The organism is Serratia sp. NGAS9 (assembly GCF_009905295.1).
Taxonomy (GTDB): Bacteria; Pseudomonadota; Gammaproteobacteria; order Enterobacterales; family Enterobacteriaceae; genus Serratia; species Serratia bockelmannii.
In genome coordinates this window covers 427,569-445,082 of the sequence record NZ_CP047605.1, presented here as the reverse complement: position 1 = coordinate 445,082, position 17,514 = coordinate 427,569, and the positions used below count along the sequence as shown (strand labels likewise).

The window sequence follows — 17,514 nt, the reverse complement described above, 5'->3', positions numbered from 1 at the left end:
CTCATCTTACAACTGTGTTAACAAACAGCGTTAGGGTACTACAGTTTGCGCCCTGTCGCTACAATGTACACTTCGCGCGAACGGGCGCGGGAAGCGTCTGGCTTACGAATCTTAACCTTCGTAAACAGGGAGCGAATTTCCCGTAGGTACTCGTCAAAGCCATCTCCCTGGAACACCTTCACCAGGAAACTTCCGCCTGGTGCGAGGACATCACGACACATATCCAGCGCCAACTCCACCAGATACATCGACCTTGGAATATCGACCGCCGGGGTGCCACTCATATTCGGGGCCATATCGGACATGACCACCTGAACCTTACTCTCGCCTACTCGTTCCAACAGCGCCTTCAGCACCAGTTCATCACGAAAATCGCCCTGAAGGAAATCGACGCCAACGATAGGATCCATTGGCAAAATATCACAGGCGATGATGCGCCCGGTACCGCCGATTTGGGTGACCACATACTGCGACCAGCCGCCCGGTGCGGCGCCCAGATCAACCACGGTCATTCCCGGTTTGAACAGTTTGTCGCTCTGCTGTATTTCATCAAGTTTAAACCAGGCACGGGAACGCAGTCCCTTTTTCTGCGCCTGCTGCACATATTTATCGCTAAAGTGTTCTTGTAACCAGCGACTGGAGCTAGCCGAACGCTTTTTATTAGCCATCTCGTTTTCCAACTATCATAAAAAGAGTCTTATGTCAGGGTCGCTGCTCACGTAGACTCACACCGGTGAAGACCGATTTGGTGATATACATGAGATGGCGGTAGAATGTACCGTTTTCAATCCCAACTTAAGCAAAAAAGACAATGAATCTGAATAATAAACAAAAACAGCACCTGAAAGGCCTGGCGCATCCGTTAAAACCGGTGGTAATGCTGGGCAATAACGGTCTTACCGAAGGGGTGCTGGCTGAAATTGAACAGGCTCTGGAGCATCATGAGCTGATCAAGGTAAAAATCGCCGCTGAAGATCGCGAAACCAAAACCCTGATCGCCGACGCTATCGTGCGTGAAACGGGCGCCTGCAATGTGCAAGTTATCGGCAGTACGCTTATTCTTTACCGCCCGTCGAAAGAGCGCAAGATCAGTCTACCGCGTTAATAACCATCAGGTTAACGAAAAGGTGCCATGCGCCTGACGAAGATAAAAGGCCGCTTGCGGCCTTTTTCCTATCTTTACAAAACGTTGGCGCATTAATGACCAACGGCCTCGATCAGAGATACTCGACCTTCAGGATCTCGTATTCCACGTCGCCGCCGGGGGTTTTGATCACCACCACGTCGTCTTGCTCTTTGCCGATCAGGCCGCGCGCCATCGGCGAGTTTACCGAAATCAGATTTTTCTTGAAATCGGCCTCATCGTCGCCAACGATGCGGTAAGTCACTTCTTCTTCACTGTCCAGATTCATCACCGATACGGTGGCACCGAAGATCACCCGGCCGGTGTTCGGCATCTTGGTGATATCGATCACCTGAGCATTGGACAGCTTGGCTTCGATTTCCTGAATGCGGCCTTCGCAGAAACCCTGCTGTTCACGGGCGGCATGGTACTCGGCATTCTCTTTCAAATCGCCGTGCTCACGGGCGTCAGCGATATCCGCAATGATTTTCGGGCGGCGCACGCTTTTCAGATATTCGAGCTCTTCGCGCAGTTTTTCAGCGCCAAACAAGGTCATCGGAATTTGGTTCATCGTATAAATACCTCTAAATCTTTCCTGTTCAAATAACCGTCATCCTGACGTATTCGTATGAAAACACGGTTGGCATACCGCCACCCGCCTCCAGGCGACAAACAAAAGAAACCTGACTCGGAACGAGGCCCAAGCCAAGATTGGTTTTGCATTTTGATACGCATTTTAGCCTAGAGTTCCTTGAGGGTCATCGTTTACTTTTTCCCTGATTGCACCGTAGTATGACGGCACGTTATCCAGCTGTTATCCCGAGATTATGCGTTTTTCACGAATTGTCAGTGCATTGGCTTGCGCATTTGTTCTGAATGCGAATGCGGCCCCGGTTGAAGAGTACACACAATATCTGCCTGATGGGGCCAACCTTGCCCTGGTCGTTCAGAAAATCGGTGCCGGCGCGCCGACGATCGATTATCACTCTCAGCAGATGGCGCTGCCGGCCAGTACCCAAAAAGTGCTGACCGCGCTGGCGGCCTTGCTGCAACTCGGGCCCGATTACCGTTTCACCACCACGCTGGAGAGCCAGGGCGATATCCGCGATGGCGTGCTGCGCGGCAACCTGATCGCCCGCTTCAGCGGCGATCCGACCTTCAAGCGCCAGAGCCTGCGCAATATGGTGGCCGTCCTGAAGAAACAGGGCGTGCGCCAAATCAGCGGCGACGTGCTGGTCGATACCTCGGTCTTCGCCAGCCATGACAAGGCGCCCGGCTGGCCGTGGAACGATCTGACGCAGTGCTTCAGCGCGCCGCCGGCCGCCGCCATCGTCGATCGCAACTGTTTCTCGGTCTCGCTGTACAGCGCGCCGAATCCGGGCGACATGGCGTTTATCCGCGTCGCCTCCTATTATCCGGTCAATATGTTTAGCCAGGTGCGCACCCTGGCGCGCGGTTCAGCAGACGCGCAGTACTGCGAGCTGGACGTGGTGCCGGGCGAGCTGAACCGCTTTACCCTGACCGGCTGCCTGACGCAGCGCAGCGAACCGCTGCCGTTGGCCTTCGCCATCCAGGACGGTGCCAGCTACGCGGGTGCCATCCTGAAAGACGAACTGACCCAGGCCGGTATCCAGATCGACGGGCACTTGAAGCGCCAGACGCGCCCTGGCATCACCGGCACGGTGATCGCGCAAACCCAGTCGGCGCCGCTGCACGATCTGTTGAAGATCATGCTGAAGAAATCGGACAACATGATCGCCGACACCGTCTTCCGCACCATCGGCCACGAACGCTTCGGCGTGCCGGGCACCTGGCGAGCGGGTTCCGATGCGGTGCGGCAGGTGCTGCGCCAGAAGGCCGGCATCGATCTGGGTAATACCATCATCGCCGACGGCTCCGGTCTGTCGCGCCACAACCTGCTGGCGCCGGCGACCATGATGCAGGCGCTGCAGTACATCGCTCAGCACGATAACGAGCTGAACTTCATCTCGATGCTGCCGCTGTCCGGCTATGACGGTACCCTGCGTTACCGCGGCGGCCTGCACGAAGCCGGCGTCGACGGCAAAGTGTCGGCCAAGACCGGCGCGCTGCAGGGCGTCTACAACCTGGCGGGCTTCATCACCACCGCCAGCGGCCAGCGCATGGCCTTCGTGCAGTATCTCTCCGGCTACGCCGTGCCGCCGGAAGATCAGAAACAGCGCCGCGCCCCGCTGGTGCGCTTCGAAAGCCGCCTGTATCGGGATATTTACCAAAACAACTGAGGATCGTCATGAAGCTGCTGGTCGTTGAGGATGATGAACTGTTGCAACAGGGGCTGGCACTGGCGCTGACCGGCGAAGGTTACGTCTGCGACTGCGCCGCCACGGCGGCGGAGGCCAACAGCCTACTCATCACCAGCCAATACAGCATGGTGATCCTGGATCTCGGTCTGCCGGACATGGACGGCGCCGCACTGCTGCGGCAGTGGCGCCGCCAGCAGATCGATCTGCCGGTGCTGATCCTGACCGCCCGTGATGCCCTGGAAGATCGCGTCGACGGGCTGGATGCCGGCGCCGATGACTACCTGGTCAAACCCTTCGCGCTGGTTGAGCTGCAGGCGCGCGTGCGGGCCCTTCTGCGGCGCTACCAGGGCCACAGCGACAATCTGATGCAGGTGGATGACCTGCAGTTGAACCTCTCCAGCCAGCAGGTCTACCTGCAGCAACAGCCGGTGGAAGTTACGCCGAAAGAGTTTGCCATTCTGGCGCGTCTTATCATGCGTGCCGGGCAGACGGTCAATCGTGAACTCCTGCAGCAGGATCTCTACACCTGGCAGGACGACCTGGGTTCCAACACGCTGGAGGTGCACATCCACAACCTGCGCCGCAAACTGGGCAAGGATCGCATCCGCACCGTGCGCGGCATCGGCTACCGCCTGGAACCCTCGTCATGATCAGCATGCGCCGCCGCCTGCTGCTGATGCTGGCGCTGATCCTGCTGGTCACACAACTCATCAGCGCCTTCTGGCTGTGGCACGAAAGCCAGGAGCAGATCAGTTTCCTGGTGGATGAAACCCTGTCCGCCAAAGTGCGTACCGAGCGCGTCGATACCGAGATCGCCGAGGCCATCGCGTCGCTGCTGGCGCCTTCGCTGATCATGATGGTCGTCACGCTGCTGGCGTCGTTTTGGGCCATCAGCTGGATCATCCGCCCGCTAAACCAATTGCAGCAGCGGCTGGAAAAGCGCTCTGCCGATAACCTGACGCCGCTGCCAATCACCAGCGACAGCCAGGAAATGGTAGCGGTCACCAATGCACTCAATCAGTTGTTCTCACGGCTGGATAACACCATTCAACAGGAACGCCTGTTCACTGCCGACGCCGCCCACGAGCTGCGCACGCCGCTGGCCGGCATCCGCCTGCACCTAGAACTGATGGAAAAGCAGGGCGTCAAGGGCAGCCAGGCGCTGATCGCCCGCATCGATCAACTGATGCACACCGTCGAGCAGTTGCTGATGCTGTCGCGCGCCGGGCAAGACTTCGCCAGCGGCCATTATCAGCATTTCGATTGGGTGGCCGATGTGATCCAACCGCTGCGCGAAGAACTCGACGAAATGACCGCCCAACGCGGGCAGACGCTGGATTGGCAATTGCCGGCCGTCGCCGCGGTGAACGGCGATCCGGTGCTGCTGCGGTTGCTGCTGCGCAACCTGGTCGAAAATGCCCACCGTTACGGCCCGGAAGGCGGCGCGATACAGGTGCGATTAACGCCGCAAGACAGCGGCTATCTGCTGCAGGTCATCGACGATGGCCCGGGTATCAAGGAAGAGATGGTTGGGGAGCTGACGCAGGCGTTTCGCCGCATGGATCAACGCTACGGCGGCAGCGGACTGGGCCTGAATATCGTGATCCGCATCGCGCAACTGCACCAGGGGCGATTGACGCTGGAAAACCGCCGCGATGCGCGCGGCCTGAACGCCCAGTGCTGGTTGCCGGAAAAGGCGCTCAAATAACAAGGGCCCAGCGTTGCTGAGCCCTTTATCACCGAATTACTTCTGGTAAATGATTTCGACGCCTTCGTCGTCGTCTTCGTCCCAGTCGTCATCCCAGTCATCTTCCGCTTCGGCTTCCACCTCCGCGATTTGCTCGCGGTGGTAGTCATCCCACATGAATTCGACTTTTTCCGGCGCGCTTTCTTCGATCGCCATCGCTTTCGGCTGAGTGTTGATGAAGTTCATCACGTCCCAGCACAGCGCGTTGACGCCTTCGCGGTTGGCGGCGGAGATCATGTAGTACTTCCCTTCCCAACCCATGCCTTCCACAATCGCTTTGGCGCGTTCGGCAGCTTCTTCCTCACCAATCACATCAATTTTGTTGAACACCAGCCAGCGTGGCTTCTGCGCCAGATTTTCGCTGTATTGGTTCAACTCGTTGATGATCACTTTGGCGTTTTCCACCGGATCGGTTTCGTCGATCGGTGCGATGTCCACCAGGTGCAACAGCACGCGGCAACGCTCCAGGTGTTTCAGGAAGCGAATCCCCAGGCCCGCCCCTTCGGAGGCCCCCTCGATCAACCCCGGAATGTCGGCAACCACAAAGCTCTGCTCGTGGTCCATGCGCACCACGCCCAGGCTCGGTACCAGCGTGGTAAACGGATAATCGGCCACCTTAGGTTTGGCAGCAGACACCGCGCGGATGAAGGTCGATTTACCGGCGTTCGGCAGCCCCAGCATGCCCACATCGGCCAGCAGCAACAGCTCCAGCAACAGGTCACGCGCTTCGCCCGCGGTACCCAGCGTCTTCTGACGCGGCGCGCGGTTGACCGAAGATTTGAAACGGGTGTTGCCCAGACCGTGCCAGCCGCCTTTGGCGACCATCAGCTTCTGCTCGTGACGCGTCATGTCGCCGAGGATCTCGCCGGTGCCCTGATCCTTCACGCGCGTGCCGACCGGCACCTTGATGATGACGTCTTTACCGCGTTTGCCGGTACAATCGCGGCTCTGGCCATTCTGGCCGCGCTCGGCGCGGAAAGACTTCTCAAAGCGGTAGTCGATCAGGGTGTTGAGGTTCTCATCCGCCAGCAGGTAAACGTCGCCGCCGTCACCGCCGTCACCGCCGTCAGGCCCACCGTTCGGGATATATTTTTCGCGGCGGAAGCTGACGCACCCGTTGCCGCCGTCGCCTGCAACGACCAGAATCGCTGCTTCATCTACAAACTTCATTTACCGTCTCCGTAAATCATTCACCGGGCTGCTTCAAAGGAGCAACCAGGGGGGGTTCTGCCCGTCGCGGCCACCACCGGTGACCAATTGCGGAAAACATGGCGCCCGCCACAACCACAAACGCACCCACATAGCCGACGATGTTCAGCGTCGGCGCAGCGAATGCCTGGGGCCAGGCCAGCGCCAATAAATCTGAAAACAGCAGGGTAAACAGCGGGGTCAGCGTCACCAACGCGCTCACCTGCGCCGCCTGCCAGCGTGCCATCGCCTCTGCCAACGCGCCGTAACCGATCAGCGTGTTGGCGCCACAAAATAGCAGACACGCCAATTGCCAGCCGCTCAGCTGGAAAATCACCTCGGGTTTGGCCAGAGGGAACAACGCTATCGCACATAAAGTGTACAACATAACCAGGATCTGCGGCGAAGCCAGTCGGCGCAGCAACACCTTCTGCGCCACGCCGTAGCTCACCCAAACCATCGCCGCGCACACGCCCAGCATAACGCCCAGCGTGTAGTCCGTCAGCCGGGTGAAGATCTCTATCAAACTGACGTTGAAAAACAGCATCAGTCCGCAAATCAGCATCAGGGCGCCAATAACCTGGGTGATGCGCATACGTTCTTTTAAAATCAGCACGCTGGCGAACATCATGCCCACCGGCGACAGCTGGCCAATCACCTGCGACGCCGTCGGGCTCAGGTATTGCAGCGAAGAGCTGAAGAACACAAAGTTGCCTAGCAGCCCCGCCGTCGCGATCGCCAACAGCAGCAGCCAACGCGGCTGGCGGAACATCGTCAGCCGCGGCAGCTTGCCGCGTACCGCGAGGATCACGCCCAAACCGATGGCGGCCATGGTAAAGCGATACCAGACAACGGTAAACGGCTCCATCACGACCAACACTTCTTTCATCGCGATCGGCAACGCGCCCCAGCAAACCGCCGTGGTTAACGCCAGAGAAATGCCAACGCCGACCTGCTGCTTCGTATCCATATCACCTTCGCCAACGCTGACGGGCCTGCCCTCAGGCAACCCATAAATGTAAAAAGCCCCGCAACGAATTGCGGGGCTTACATCTATTTCGTAAGGCTCGAAAAATTATTCAGCTTCGATGCTGATGAATTTACGATTGCTCGGGCCTTTAACTTCGAATTTGACTTTACCGTCTTTCAAAGCAAACAGAGTGTGGTCTTTGCCGCAACCCACGTTGGTACCAGCGTGGAATTTGGTGCCGCGCTGACGAACGATGATGCTGCCTGCCAGTACTGCTTCGCCGCCAAAGCGTTTTACGCCCAGACGTTTAGCTTCTGAATCGCGACCGTTACGAGTCGAGCCGCCAGCCTTTTTGTGTGCCATTAATCCGCTCTCCTAACTTAAGCGCTGATGCCGGTGATTTTAACGTCAGTGAACCACTGACGGTGGCCCTGCTGCTTACGGTGGTGTTTACGACGACGAAACTTAACAATTTTAATTTTCTCGCCACGACCGTGAGCAACAACTTCAGCTTTGATCTTGCCGCCATCGACGAAAGGAACGCCGATTTTGATATCTTCGCCATTAGCGATCATCAGAATCTGGTCAAACTCAACCGCTTCACCAGTTGCGATGTCCAGCTTTTCCAAGCGAACGGTCTGACCTTCGCTTACTCGGTGTTGTTTACCACCACTTTGGAAAACCGCGTACATATAAAACTCCGCTTTCCGCGTGCCCGACTGTGTTAGTTCAGAGCGCGCTATAAATATTCACAATAGGGCGCGAATTCTACGCAAAAAAGCAGCGTATGACAAGAGCAGAATAAGACCAGAACAAGAAAAAAGAAGAAAAAAAGCGCAGTTTCTTTCGTGGCGTTTATCTGAACCGTTTTTCAAGTACAATCATAGGGACAGTTACCGCCATGTACCGATGTGAGCAGCGATCTCAACGCGGTGAAGAGAAACACAGCTGAAAAAAACACAATGAACCTAGAGCAAATTACCGAGTTAACCGCGCAAGATATGGCGGCCGTGAACGCAACAATTCTCGAACAGCTGAATTCCGATGTCACGCTCATCAATCAGCTTGGCTATTACATTATCAGCGGTGGCGGTAAGCGCATCCGGCCGATGATCGCCGTCCTGGCGGCGCGGGCGTTGGGCTATGAAGGCAACAAGCACGTCACCGTCGCCGCCCTGATCGAATTCATTCATACCGCCACGCTGCTGCATGACGACGTCGTCGACGAATCGGACATGCGCCGCGGCAAAGCCACCGCCAACGCGGCGTTCGGCAACGCCGCCAGCGTGCTGGTCGGCGACTTTATCTATACCCGCGCCTTCCAGATGATGACCAGCCTGGAATCCCTGCGCGTGCTGGCGCTGATGTCGGAGGCGGTCAACGTCATCGCCGAAGGCGAAGTGCTGCAGTTGATGAATGTGCACGATCCCGACATCAGCGAAGAAAGCTATATGCGGGTGATCTACAGCAAAACCGCCCGTCTGTTTGAGGCGGCGGCGCAATCGTCGGCGATCCTGTCCGGCGCCAGCGCCGAACAAGAGAAGGCGCTGCAAGATTATGGCCGCTACCTCGGCACCGCTTTCCAGCTGATCGACGATCTGCTCGACTACAGCGCCGACGGCAGCACCCTGGGCAAAAACACCGGCGACGATCTGAACGAAGGGAAGCCGACCCTGCCGCTGCTGCACGCGATGCACAACGGCGACGACGCCCAGCGTGACATGATCCGTGGCGCAATTGAGCAAGGCAACGGCCGTCATTTGTTGGAGCCGGTACTGCAGGCGATGCAGCAATGCGGTTCGCTGGAATACACCCGCCAACGCGCCGAGGAAGAGGCCGACAAGGCGATCGCCGCGCTGCAGGTGTTGCCGGCATCGGAGCACCGCACGGCGCTGGAAGGCCTGGCCCATTTAGCGGTGCAACGCGATTTTTAAGAAATCGTGATTTCGCAATACACTCATCAGGCCCGCGTACGCGGGCCTGCTTAGGTATTGCTCTCTTCGTCGATACGCGCCAGCAGGCCGCCAATCCCTTCCCGCATCAGGAAAGCCACCATTTTCTCGCGCTCGCTCTCCGTCAAATGGTAGTAATACTCGATCCAGACCGCCAACGGATCCTGGCGTTCTACGTCATAGGCCGCCCCGTCTTCCTTCAGCACCAGCAGGTTACGCACACCTGAAGGCAGGCTATCGATATGGTATTCCAACGCTTTTCCCTGCACGCCTTTACGCCTGCGGCTGATCCAGCCTTCGCGCCGGGCCATCAAATTGATTCCCTGTGGTGAGGAGGGTAATCCTGCGATGCCTGTCAGTTCCTTGGCGGCAAACCACTCGTTTTTCATGGCCATCATCTCTGGGCAATAGTGGGCAACGTCATTTTTGGAAATTACCTGGGTATTTTTTAGGAAATTTAATGGTATTCTGGTTTCCGAATAAACGTTTCACGTTGTTCAAACGCTTAACTTTGACTCGTTAGTTATACCACTAACGCAACTTTGGCTAATCAGAAAAGGAATGTAAACATGAATTCAAGGAACCCAGATTGGCACCCAGCAGATATCATCGCGGCGCTACGCAAGCAGGGCACCACGCTGGCGGCGGTATCGCGCAAGGCCGGATTGAGCTCATCGACGCTGGCCAATGCGCTGTCGCGCCCGTGGCCGAAGGGGGAATGGCTGATCGCCGAAGCGATAGGCATTCACCCATCGGAGATCTGGCCAAGCCGTTATTACGATCCGCACAGCGATTGCCTGCTGGATCGCAAAGCACGCATCAAGTCGTGAACGCGGAACAAAAAAAAACCGCCGGAACAGCGTCCGGCGGCGTTTATCGGCTGACTCTCGGTATCGATCAGTTATTGATGAACTTCTCGCCCAGTTCGATATCTTTGTGCAGCACGTCCAGCATCTCGTTCAGCGCTTTCTGCTCGAAGGCGCTCAGGGTGCCGATATCTTTACGCTCTTCAACGCCGTTCTTGCCCAGCACCAGCGGCTGCGCGAAGAAGCGAGCGTATTTGCCGTCGCCTTCAACGTAAGCGCATTCCACAACGCCTTTTTCGCCCTGCAGCGCACGCACCAGAGACAGACCGAAACGTGCGGCCGCCTGGCCCATGGACAGCGTTGCAGACCCGCCGCCGGCTTTGGCTTCTACCACTTCGGTACCGGCGTTCTGAATGCGTTTGGTCAGATCCGCCACTTCCTGATCGGTGAAGCTCACACCAGGGATCTGCGACAGCAGAGGCAGAATGGTCACGCCAGAGTGGCCGCCGATAACCGGCACGTTCAGCTCTTCCGGCTGCTTGCCTTTCAGCTCGGCCACGAAGGTGTTGGAACGGATGATATCCAGCGAAGTCACGCCGAACAGTTTGTTCTTGTCGTAAACGCCGGCTTTTTTCAGCACTTCCGCCGCGATGGCGACCGTGGTGTTAACCGGGTTGGTGATGATGCCGATGCAGGCTTTCGGGCAGGTTTTCGCCACTTGCTCAATCAGGTTACGCACGATACCGGCGTTAACGTTGAACAGATCAGAGCGATCCATGCCTGGCTTACGGGCCACACCGGCGGAAATCAGCACCACGTCCGCACCGTGCAGAGCCGGGGTCGCGTCTTCGCCGCTGAAGCCTTTGATTTTAACTGCGGTTGGGATGTGGCTTAAGTCGACGGCAACGCCTGGGGTAACGGGGGCAATGTCGTAGAGAGAGAGTTCAGAACCTGAAGGAAGCTGGGTTTTGAGTAGAAGGGCGAGGGCCTGGCCGATACCGCCAGCAGCACCGAGAACTGCAACTTTCATCCTATACTCCTTTATTATCTTAAATATATAAAGCGCCGTGAATGTGTTGGTTACGAACCTTGAGTCATTACACCTTTCAAAACAATAAATTAGTCAATTCTTGCCTGCAGGTGTAATAAAACGGCCGCTGTCGCGCCCATTTTAGATTAAATCGCTTGCGCATGAAGGGCATAGCGCACACTAATCAAAAATAGTGCGAGGTTATTCACGAGCAAGTTAACCGGCCGTTACATTACACCCTTACGCAACATCAGAACAACATCATTTTAATAACATTTTATTTACCACCGTAGGCCGATTTTCCGTCGTCAAAAGGGCATATTCATCGCGGCCGGATTTTGTTAAAATGCCGCCCTTTCCTCGCCGCCCGGTCTTTTTTATTTTCTTTGGGGCTGCCTTTGTTGCATAAAAATTCATCTATATGCATAATCATGACTTCCACTATCAACATTCCACGGTGCAAAATGCGTAATCCCGCAAAACAGGAAGATCTGATCAAGACGTTCAAAGCGTTATTGAAAGAAGAAAAATTCAGTTCTCAAGGCGAGATCGTTTTGGCGCTGCAAGAAGAAGGCTTCGAAAACATTAACCAATCCAAAGTATCGCGCATGCTGACCAAGTTCGGCGCGGTACGTACGCGCAATGCCAAAATGGAAATGGTGTATTGCCTTCCTGCCGAACTCGGCGTGCCGACCACCACCAGCCCGTTGAAGAATCTGGTGCTGGACGTCGACCATAACGACGCCGTCGTGGTGATCCATACAAGCCCGGGCGCCGCGCAGCTGATAGCCCGCCTGCTCGACTCACTGGGTAAATCCCAGGGCATCCTCGGCACGATTGCCGGCGACGATACCATTTTCGTCACCCCGTCCAGCGGCTTTACCGCTCAGAAGCTGCATGAAGCGATCCTGGGCGTGTTTGAGCAAGAGCTGTGAAACCTGGCGCTAACAAAGTGCGGCTACCTTCCGCATTTTGTTAGCGCTTCTTTAACCCTCGCGTTACCTCCCCGGCCTTTAACCGCGTTTAACACTGCTTTTTTATCCTGCAACAACACATTTCCATGACATCGCCATGTAACCAGCAGTACCCACTGTGATCTTCCGCACTTTTGGTTAAAAGCACTTACCTTATTGAAATTACATAAATTTAACATCAAAAGATCGTTTTATGAGCGTTTTTTATTCCTTGCAGTTATAAAAAATAAGGATCATAAGGTTAAAGTTTCACTAGAAACTGTTAGCGAACTATTAATTTTTCGCGTTACTAGCTGTATACTCATTTTCGTGAACTGAATCACAGTTCGTTGGAACTGATAAAAGAATACGATGAGGTGAGATGATGAAAATTAAAGCTACCGTTGCAACCCTGAGCGTTCTGTCCATGCTTTCATTTGGTGCATTCGCAGCACAATCTGTTGATGCAACCCGGGCCGCACAACTGCAACCCGCCGGTGTGATCACCGTGAGTGGCGTCGCCGCTGCGCCTTCCGACATTCGCCAGGCACTGTCTGACAAAGCTGACGCCAAAGGGGCGACCGCTTACCGCGTGATCGAAGCGCGCAACGACGGCAACTTCCACGCGACCGCTGAAATCTACAAATAAGTAACGACATTACCCGGTAACGGGCAATACATCTCTGGAATCAAACGCTGTCATAACGGCCTTCAAGAATAAAAATCGCTGCCAAGCCCTTCCAGGCGGTTATGACCAAGGATCGCTATCATGAACATGAAAACTACTCTTGCTGCACTCGGTCTGCTGTCCGTCATCTCCTTCGGCGCATCTGCCGCCCAGTTGGTGACTAACGATCAGACCGCCAATCTGCAATCTATCGGCACCATTACCGTCAGCGGTATCGACGGCGCACCGACCGACATTCGCCAGGCGCTGTCGGAGAAAGCCGACGCTAAAGGCGCGACCGCCTACCGCGTGATCGAAGCGCGTAACGAAGGCAACTACCACGCCACCGCCGAGATTTACAAATAACAACTCTGGGAACGGCTTTGCAGAGCTGATTACCCTCGTCACTGCCACTGCCGAGTTCTGACGCAAACGCCGATTTCCCAGAGACCCTCTCGTCGTCCTATCCGACGAACCCCGTTGCCCTCGCTCGCGAGGGCTTTTTTATGGGCGTAAAAAAGGCCGCAAATGCGGCCCTTAGAGTGGCTTATGCTACTGAACAATCAGTAGGTCACCTTCGGTTCCTGCTTTTTCGCCAGCGCGTCCAGCAGGCGATCGTGAATGCCGCCAAAACCGCCGTTGCTCATCACCAGAATGTGGTCGCCCGGCTGTGCGGTTTTCACCACCATGTCCACCAGCGTGTCGAGATCCGCGCTCCAGTGCGCCGGCTGCACACAGGCATCAGCCACTTCCGCTACCTGCCATGGAATGTGATGCGGCTGGAACAGGAACACTTCGTCGGCGCGGCCGAGCGAAGGCGCCAGATCGTTTTTGCTGATGCCCATTTTCATGGTGTTGGATCGCGGTTCCAGCACCGCCAGAATGCGCGCCGTGCCGCCGACCTTGCCGCGCAACGCGGCCAGGGTGGCCAGGATCGCGGTCGGGTGGTGCGCGAAGTCGTCGTAAACCGTGACGCCGTTGGCTTCGCCACGCAGCTCCAGGCGGCGGCGGGCGTTGATGAAATCGCCCAACGCGCGGCAGGCGTCTGCCGGCTGCACGCCAACGTGGCGAGTCGCGGCGATGGCCATCAGGCCGTTATGCATGTTGTGCTCGCCCACCAGCGCCCAGTTCACTTCGCCGACCTGCTCGCCGTCGAGGAACACCGCGTAATGACTGGCGTCCGGCGTCAGCTTCTGCGCACGCCAGGTACCCTCTTCGCCCACCAGCTCCTGTTCGCTCCAGCAGCCCATCGCCATCACCTGCTTCAGGTGGCTGTCGTTGTCCGGCAGGATGATCTTGCCTTTGCCCGGCACCAGGCGCACCAAGTGGTGGAACTGTTTCTGGATGGCTTTCAGATCGTCGAAGATATCGGCGTGGTCGAACTCCAGGTTGTTCATGATCAGCGTGCGCGGGCTGTAGTGCACGAACTTGGAGCGCTTGTCGAAGAACGCGCAGTCATACTCGTCGGCCTCGATCACGAAGAACGGGCTGCCGCCGAGGCGCGCCGAGACGTCGAAGTTGCCCGGCACGCCGCCGATGACGAAGCCGGGCTGGTAACCGCAGGCCTCGAGGATCCAGGTCGCCATGCCGGCGGTGGTAGTTTTACCGTGGGTGCCGGCGACCGCCAGTACCCAGCGATCGCGCAACACGGCGTCGTGCAGCCACTGCGGGCCGGAAACGTAAGGGATGCCACGCTCCAGCACCGCCTCCACGCACGGGTTGCCGCGCGTCATGGCGTTGCCGATGATCACCAGATCCGGCGCCGGATCCAACTGGGCTGGATCATAACCCTGAATAAGATCGATCCCCTGGTTCTCCAGCAGCGTGCTCATCGGCGGATAGACGTTGGCGTCCGAACCGGTGACGTCATGCCCCAGTGAACGCGCCAGCATCGCCAGCCCGCCCATAAAGGTGCCACAGATCCCAAGAATGTGAATGCGCATAGGTTTCTCATGTGAGTGCATCGAATGTCGGCATATTCTAACGCTCAGAATCGTCCAGAAGAAATGGATTTGCCTATGAATGGCGCGCATCTTTGGGCTACACTGCTCGCGAAAACGTTGGCGGTTTGTTAACAGGCCGCTATCCATCCGTAGATTCAGGGATTGTGTCATGAAAACGTTAGGCGAATTTATCGTCGAGAAACAGCACGACTTCTCGCACGCCACCGGCGAGCTGACCGCGTTACTTTCTGCCATTAAACTGGGCGCCAAAATCATCCACCGCGACATCAACAAGGCTGGCCTGGTTGATATTCTGGGGACCAGCGGGGTGTCCAACGTACAGGGCGAAGTTCAGATGAAACTGGACCTGTACGCGAACGAAAAACTGAAAGCGGCGTTGAAAGCGCGTGGTGAAGTTGCGGGTATCGCTTCCGAAGAAGAAGATGAAATCGTGATATTCGACGGCGAGCGAGCTGAAAATGCCAAGTATGTCGTATTGATGGATCCGTTGGACGGTTCGTCCAACATCGATGTCAACGTCTCGGTCGGTACGATTTTCTCTATCTACCGTCGCATCACGCCGGTCGGCACGCCGGTGACCGAAGAAGACTTCCTGCAGCCGGGCAGCGCCCAGGTCGCAGCGGGTTATGTGGTTTACGGTTCGTCCACCATGCTGGTGTACACCACTGGTTACGGTGTCCACGCCTTTACTTACGACCCGTCTCTGGGCGTGTTCTGCCTCTCCCACGAGAAAGTACGCTTCCCGGCGAGCGGCAACATGTATTCCATCAACGAAGGCAACTACATCAAGTTCCCTCTCGGCGTGAAGAAATACATCAAGTACTGCCAGGAGCAGGACGAAGCGACGCAGCGCCCTTACACCTCGCGCTACATCGGTTCTCTGGTGGCGGACTTCCACCGCAACCTGCTGAAAGGCGGCATCTACATCTACCCAAGCACCGCCAGCCATCCGCAAGGCAAGCTGCGCCTGCTGTACGAATGCAACCCGATGGCGTTCCTGGCCGAACAGGCCGGCGGTAAAGCCAGCGACGGCAAAAACCGCATTCTGGACATCACGCCGGTGAAACTGCACCAGCGCGCGCCATTCTTCGTCGGCACCAAGTCGATGGTAGAAGACGCAGAACGCTTCATCGCCGAAAACCCGGACGAGTAACGCGTTTCTGGCAAGGGTTCGGCACCGCGCCGAACCCTTATCGCCTTACAGCTTGAACGCCGCCATGCTCTGCGCCAGCAGCTGAGCCTGATCTTCCAGCGAGCGCGTTGCCGCCGCCGACTCTTCCACCAGCGCCGCATTCTGCTGCGCCACCTGATCCATCTGCGCCACCGCCAGGTTTACCTGTTCGATACCGCTGCTTTGTTCGCGCGTCGCCGCCGAGATCTCACGCATCAACGCCGTCACCCGGCCCACTTCACCGGTGATGCCGCTCATGGTCTGCGCGGCCGACTCCACCATCTGTTCGCCTTCCTGCACCCGGTTCTGCGACGCTTCAATCAGCCCTTTAATCTCTTTCGCCGACTGGGCGCTACGCTGCGCCAGACTGCGCACTTCACCGGCCACCACCGCGAAACCGCGGCCTTGCTCACCGGCGCGCGCCGCTTCCACCGCCGCATTCAGCGCCAGGATATTGGTCTGGAAGGCGATGCCGTCCATCACGCTGATGATGTCGGCGATGCGGCGCGAACTGTCGGTGATCGCCTGCATCTTGCTCATCACCTGGCTGACCACGTCGCTGCCCTGGTTGGCGATATCGGACACGCTCAGCGCCAGTTGGTTGGCCTGCTCGCAGTTCTCGGCGTTCATTTTCACCGTCGAAGTCAGCTGTTCCATGCTGGCGGCGGTCTCTTCCAGCGAAGCGGCCGACTCTTCGGTACGCTGCGCCAGATGCAGGTTACCGGCCGCCAGTTCGCGTGAACCGGTGTCGATCTGGCTGCTGGCATCGCGCACTTTGCTGACCGAACTGGCCAACGCCTGCTGCATACGCTGCATCGCCCGCACCAGGCGGCCCATCTCGGTATCACCCTCACCGCGGATCTCATGGGTCAGATCGCCGCCGGCGATGTGTTCCAACTGCGCGATGGACTCGTCCAACGGGCGCAAAATGATCACGCGCAGCGCGAACCAGGCCAGCACCGCCAGCAGCACGCTGAGCAGGCCCGCCACCACGATCAACGAGATCTTGGTGCTGGCGTTGTTTTCCGCGTCATACACCTGCTTTTCGCCGAGCTTCATGGCAAAGCTGCGGAAATCGCTGAGATCCTTTTCAAACGCGATGCTCAGCGCAGAGATGCGGGTCTCCTGAATATGGTAATACTCATCGATTTTGCCGGCCTTGATGGCGGCAGCCATCGGCTTCACGCCCTGCTCGAGGTAGGCGCGATAGCTGTTTTGCAGACGATTGGAGAGTTCGCGGCCGCGATCGGTCACGGTGCCAACGCCGACAAAACGCGCCATTTCCTTGTTTGACTGATCGAGGTAACCGTAGATGCGGCCCACGGTGGCGTCGGACACATCGATCTGGCCGATCTCCCGTTGGCGCACCGCCAACGAAGCGGCGGTTCGGGCGCGCAGCGTCAGGTTGGAGCTGTTGGCCAGCGAGCCCAGCTCTTCACCGAGGATCTGGTTCAAGGTATGGATCGAGCGCGATCCTTCGTTAATCGCGTTGACGCCAATAACGCTGACCATGATCAGCAACATGGTCATCAGGCTCAGCAAGGCGATCAGCCCAGCCTTCACCGTAATCTTTTTTAGCATGAGTTCTTCCCGGCTTCAGAAATTGTGAGATCAGACGTAGTAGGGGTGGCAAAACGCGGAGCCAGCTTTGCTGGCTCATT

Annotated in this window: 20 protein-coding genes; 10 read left to right on the top strand and 10 right to left on the bottom strand. The window is 57.1% G+C overall.

Features of this window, described 5'->3' with window-relative positions:
• Positions 1-38 precede the first annotated feature (38 nt).
• Positions 39-668, bottom strand: coding sequence for a 23S rRNA (uridine(2552)-2'-O)-methyltransferase RlmE (rlmE, locus tag GUC32_RS02045; protein ID WP_004933533.1), 630 nt, complete (start codon positions 666-668; stop codon positions 39-41).
• A gap of 143 nt (positions 669-811) precedes the next feature.
• On the opposite strand from rlmE, the gene yhbY reads away from it, so the two are divergent.
• Positions 812-1,105, top strand: a complete 294-nt coding sequence (gene yhbY / locus GUC32_RS02040) for a ribosome assembly RNA-binding protein YhbY (protein ID WP_004933536.1) — start codon at positions 812-814, stop codon at positions 1,103-1,105.
• 112 nt (positions 1,106-1,217) lie between these two features.
• Here yhbY and greA read toward each other — a convergent pair whose 3' ends face one another.
• Positions 1,218-1,694, bottom strand: coding sequence for a transcription elongation factor GreA (greA, locus tag GUC32_RS02035; RefSeq protein ID WP_025305051.1), 477 nt, complete (start codon positions 1,692-1,694; stop codon positions 1,218-1,220).
• Positions 1,695-1,950: 256 nt separating this feature from the next.
• On the opposite strand from greA, the gene dacB reads away from it, so the two are divergent.
• From dacB to pmrB, 3 genes are read left to right on the top strand one after another with little or no spacing between them, the layout of a single operon-like run.
• On the top strand, positions 1,951-3,384 hold the full coding sequence (gene dacB, locus GUC32_RS02030; RefSeq protein ID WP_025305050.1) for a serine-type D-Ala-D-Ala carboxypeptidase: 1,434 nt from the start codon (positions 1,951-1,953) through the stop codon (positions 3,382-3,384).
• Positions 3,385-3,392: 8 nt separating this feature from the next.
• Positions 3,393-4,055 carry a two-component system response regulator PmrA gene (gene pmrA, locus GUC32_RS02025; RefSeq protein ID WP_019453348.1) on the top strand — a complete coding sequence of 221 codons (663 nt, stop codon included), beginning with the start codon at positions 3,393-3,395 and terminating at the stop codon, positions 4,053-4,055.
• Positions 4,052-5,113, top strand: coding sequence for a two-component system sensor histidine kinase PmrB (gene pmrB, locus GUC32_RS02020; protein ID WP_025305048.1), 1,062 nt, complete (start codon positions 4,052-4,054; stop codon positions 5,111-5,113). Before pmrA ends, pmrB begins: the two co-directional genes overlap by 4 nt.
• Positions 5,114-5,149: 36 nt before the next feature.
• On the opposite strand, the gene cgtA is transcribed toward pmrB, so the two are convergent.
• The 4 genes from cgtA to rplU all read right to left on the bottom strand — a co-directional run bounded on the left by cgtA (position 5,150) and on the right by rplU (position 8,002).
• Positions 5,150-6,322 carry an Obg family GTPase CgtA gene (gene cgtA, locus GUC32_RS02015; RefSeq protein WP_025305047.1) on the bottom strand — a complete coding sequence of 391 codons (1,173 nt, stop codon included), beginning with the start codon at positions 6,320-6,322 and terminating at the stop codon, positions 5,150-5,152.
• 16 nt (positions 6,323-6,338) lie between these two features.
• Complete coding sequence (locus GUC32_RS02010; RefSeq protein ID WP_043139276.1) at positions 6,339-7,310, bottom strand: DMT family transporter; 972 nt, start codon at positions 7,308-7,310, stop codon at positions 6,339-6,341.
• Between the two features lie 105 nt (positions 7,311-7,415).
• On the bottom strand, positions 7,416-7,673 hold the full coding sequence (gene rpmA / locus GUC32_RS02005) for a 50S ribosomal protein L27 (protein ID WP_004933559.1): 258 nt from the start codon (positions 7,671-7,673) through the stop codon (positions 7,416-7,418).
• A 17-nt stretch (positions 7,674-7,690) separates the two neighbouring features.
• Positions 7,691-8,002 carry a 50S ribosomal protein L21 gene (gene rplU / locus GUC32_RS02000; protein ID WP_004933561.1) on the bottom strand — a complete coding sequence of 104 codons (312 nt, stop codon included), beginning with the start codon at positions 8,000-8,002 and terminating at the stop codon, positions 7,691-7,693.
• A gap of 270 nt (positions 8,003-8,272) precedes the next feature.
• Here rplU and ispB point away from each other — a divergent pair, with 270 nt between their 5' ends.
• Complete coding sequence (gene ispB, locus GUC32_RS01995; protein WP_025305045.1) at positions 8,273-9,244, top strand: octaprenyl diphosphate synthase; 972 nt, start codon at positions 8,273-8,275, stop codon at positions 9,242-9,244.
• 50 nt (positions 9,245-9,294) lie between these two features.
• Here the strand turns inward: ispB and GUC32_RS01990 are convergent, their stop codons facing one another.
• On the bottom strand, positions 9,295-9,651 hold the full coding sequence (locus GUC32_RS01990; RefSeq protein ID WP_025305044.1) for a DNA-binding protein: 357 nt from the start codon (positions 9,649-9,651) through the stop codon (positions 9,295-9,297).
• A gap of 180 nt (positions 9,652-9,831) precedes the next feature.
• Between GUC32_RS01990 and GUC32_RS01985 the strand changes: the two genes are divergently transcribed.
• Positions 9,832-10,092 carry a helix-turn-helix transcriptional regulator gene (locus GUC32_RS01985; RefSeq protein WP_004933567.1) on the top strand — a complete coding sequence of 87 codons (261 nt, stop codon included), beginning with the start codon at positions 9,832-9,834 and terminating at the stop codon, positions 10,090-10,092.
• Between the two features lie 67 nt (positions 10,093-10,159).
• Here GUC32_RS01985 and mdh read toward each other — a convergent pair whose 3' ends face one another.
• Positions 10,160-11,098, bottom strand: coding sequence for a malate dehydrogenase (mdh, locus tag GUC32_RS01980; protein WP_004933569.1), 939 nt, complete (start codon positions 11,096-11,098; stop codon positions 10,160-10,162).
• A gap of 464 nt (positions 11,099-11,562) precedes the next feature.
• Here mdh and argR point away from each other — a divergent pair, with 464 nt between their 5' ends.
• From argR to yhcN (GUC32_RS01965), 3 genes are all read left to right on the top strand, one after another.
• Entirely contained in the window at positions 11,563-12,033 is a 471-nt protein-coding gene (gene argR / locus GUC32_RS01975) for a transcriptional regulator ArgR (protein WP_016929335.1), read from the top strand.
• Positions 12,034-12,436: 403 nt separating this feature from the next.
• On the top strand, positions 12,437-12,700 hold the full coding sequence (yhcN, locus tag GUC32_RS01970) for a peroxide/acid stress response protein YhcN (RefSeq protein WP_369435770.1): 264 nt from the start codon (positions 12,437-12,439) through the stop codon (positions 12,698-12,700).
• A 120-nt stretch (positions 12,701-12,820) separates the two neighbouring features.
• Positions 12,821-13,084 carry a peroxide/acid stress response protein YhcN gene (gene yhcN / locus GUC32_RS01965; RefSeq protein ID WP_025305042.1) on the top strand — a complete coding sequence of 88 codons (264 nt, stop codon included), beginning with the start codon at positions 12,821-12,823 and terminating at the stop codon, positions 13,082-13,084.
• Positions 13,085-13,281: 197 nt separating this feature from the next.
• Here the strand turns inward: yhcN (GUC32_RS01965) and mpl are convergent, their stop codons facing one another.
• A complete protein-coding gene (mpl, locus tag GUC32_RS01960) occupies positions 13,282-14,661 on the bottom strand; it encodes a UDP-N-acetylmuramate:L-alanyl-gamma-D-glutamyl-meso-diaminopimelate ligase (protein WP_033636810.1) in 1,380 nt (459 codons plus the stop codon).
• A gap of 169 nt (positions 14,662-14,830) precedes the next feature.
• Here mpl and fbp point away from each other — a divergent pair, with 169 nt between their 5' ends.
• Positions 14,831-15,835 (top strand): class 1 fructose-bisphosphatase, encoded by a 1,005-nt coding sequence (gene fbp, locus GUC32_RS01955; protein ID WP_004933587.1) that lies wholly within the window; start codon positions 14,831-14,833, stop codon positions 15,833-15,835.
• Positions 15,836-15,880: 45 nt separating this feature from the next.
• Here fbp and GUC32_RS01950 read toward each other — a convergent pair whose 3' ends face one another.
• On the bottom strand, positions 15,881-17,434 hold the full coding sequence (locus GUC32_RS01950; RefSeq protein ID WP_025305040.1) for a methyl-accepting chemotaxis protein: 1,554 nt from the start codon (positions 17,432-17,434) through the stop codon (positions 15,881-15,883).
• Positions 17,435-17,514: the final 80 nt, after the last annotated feature.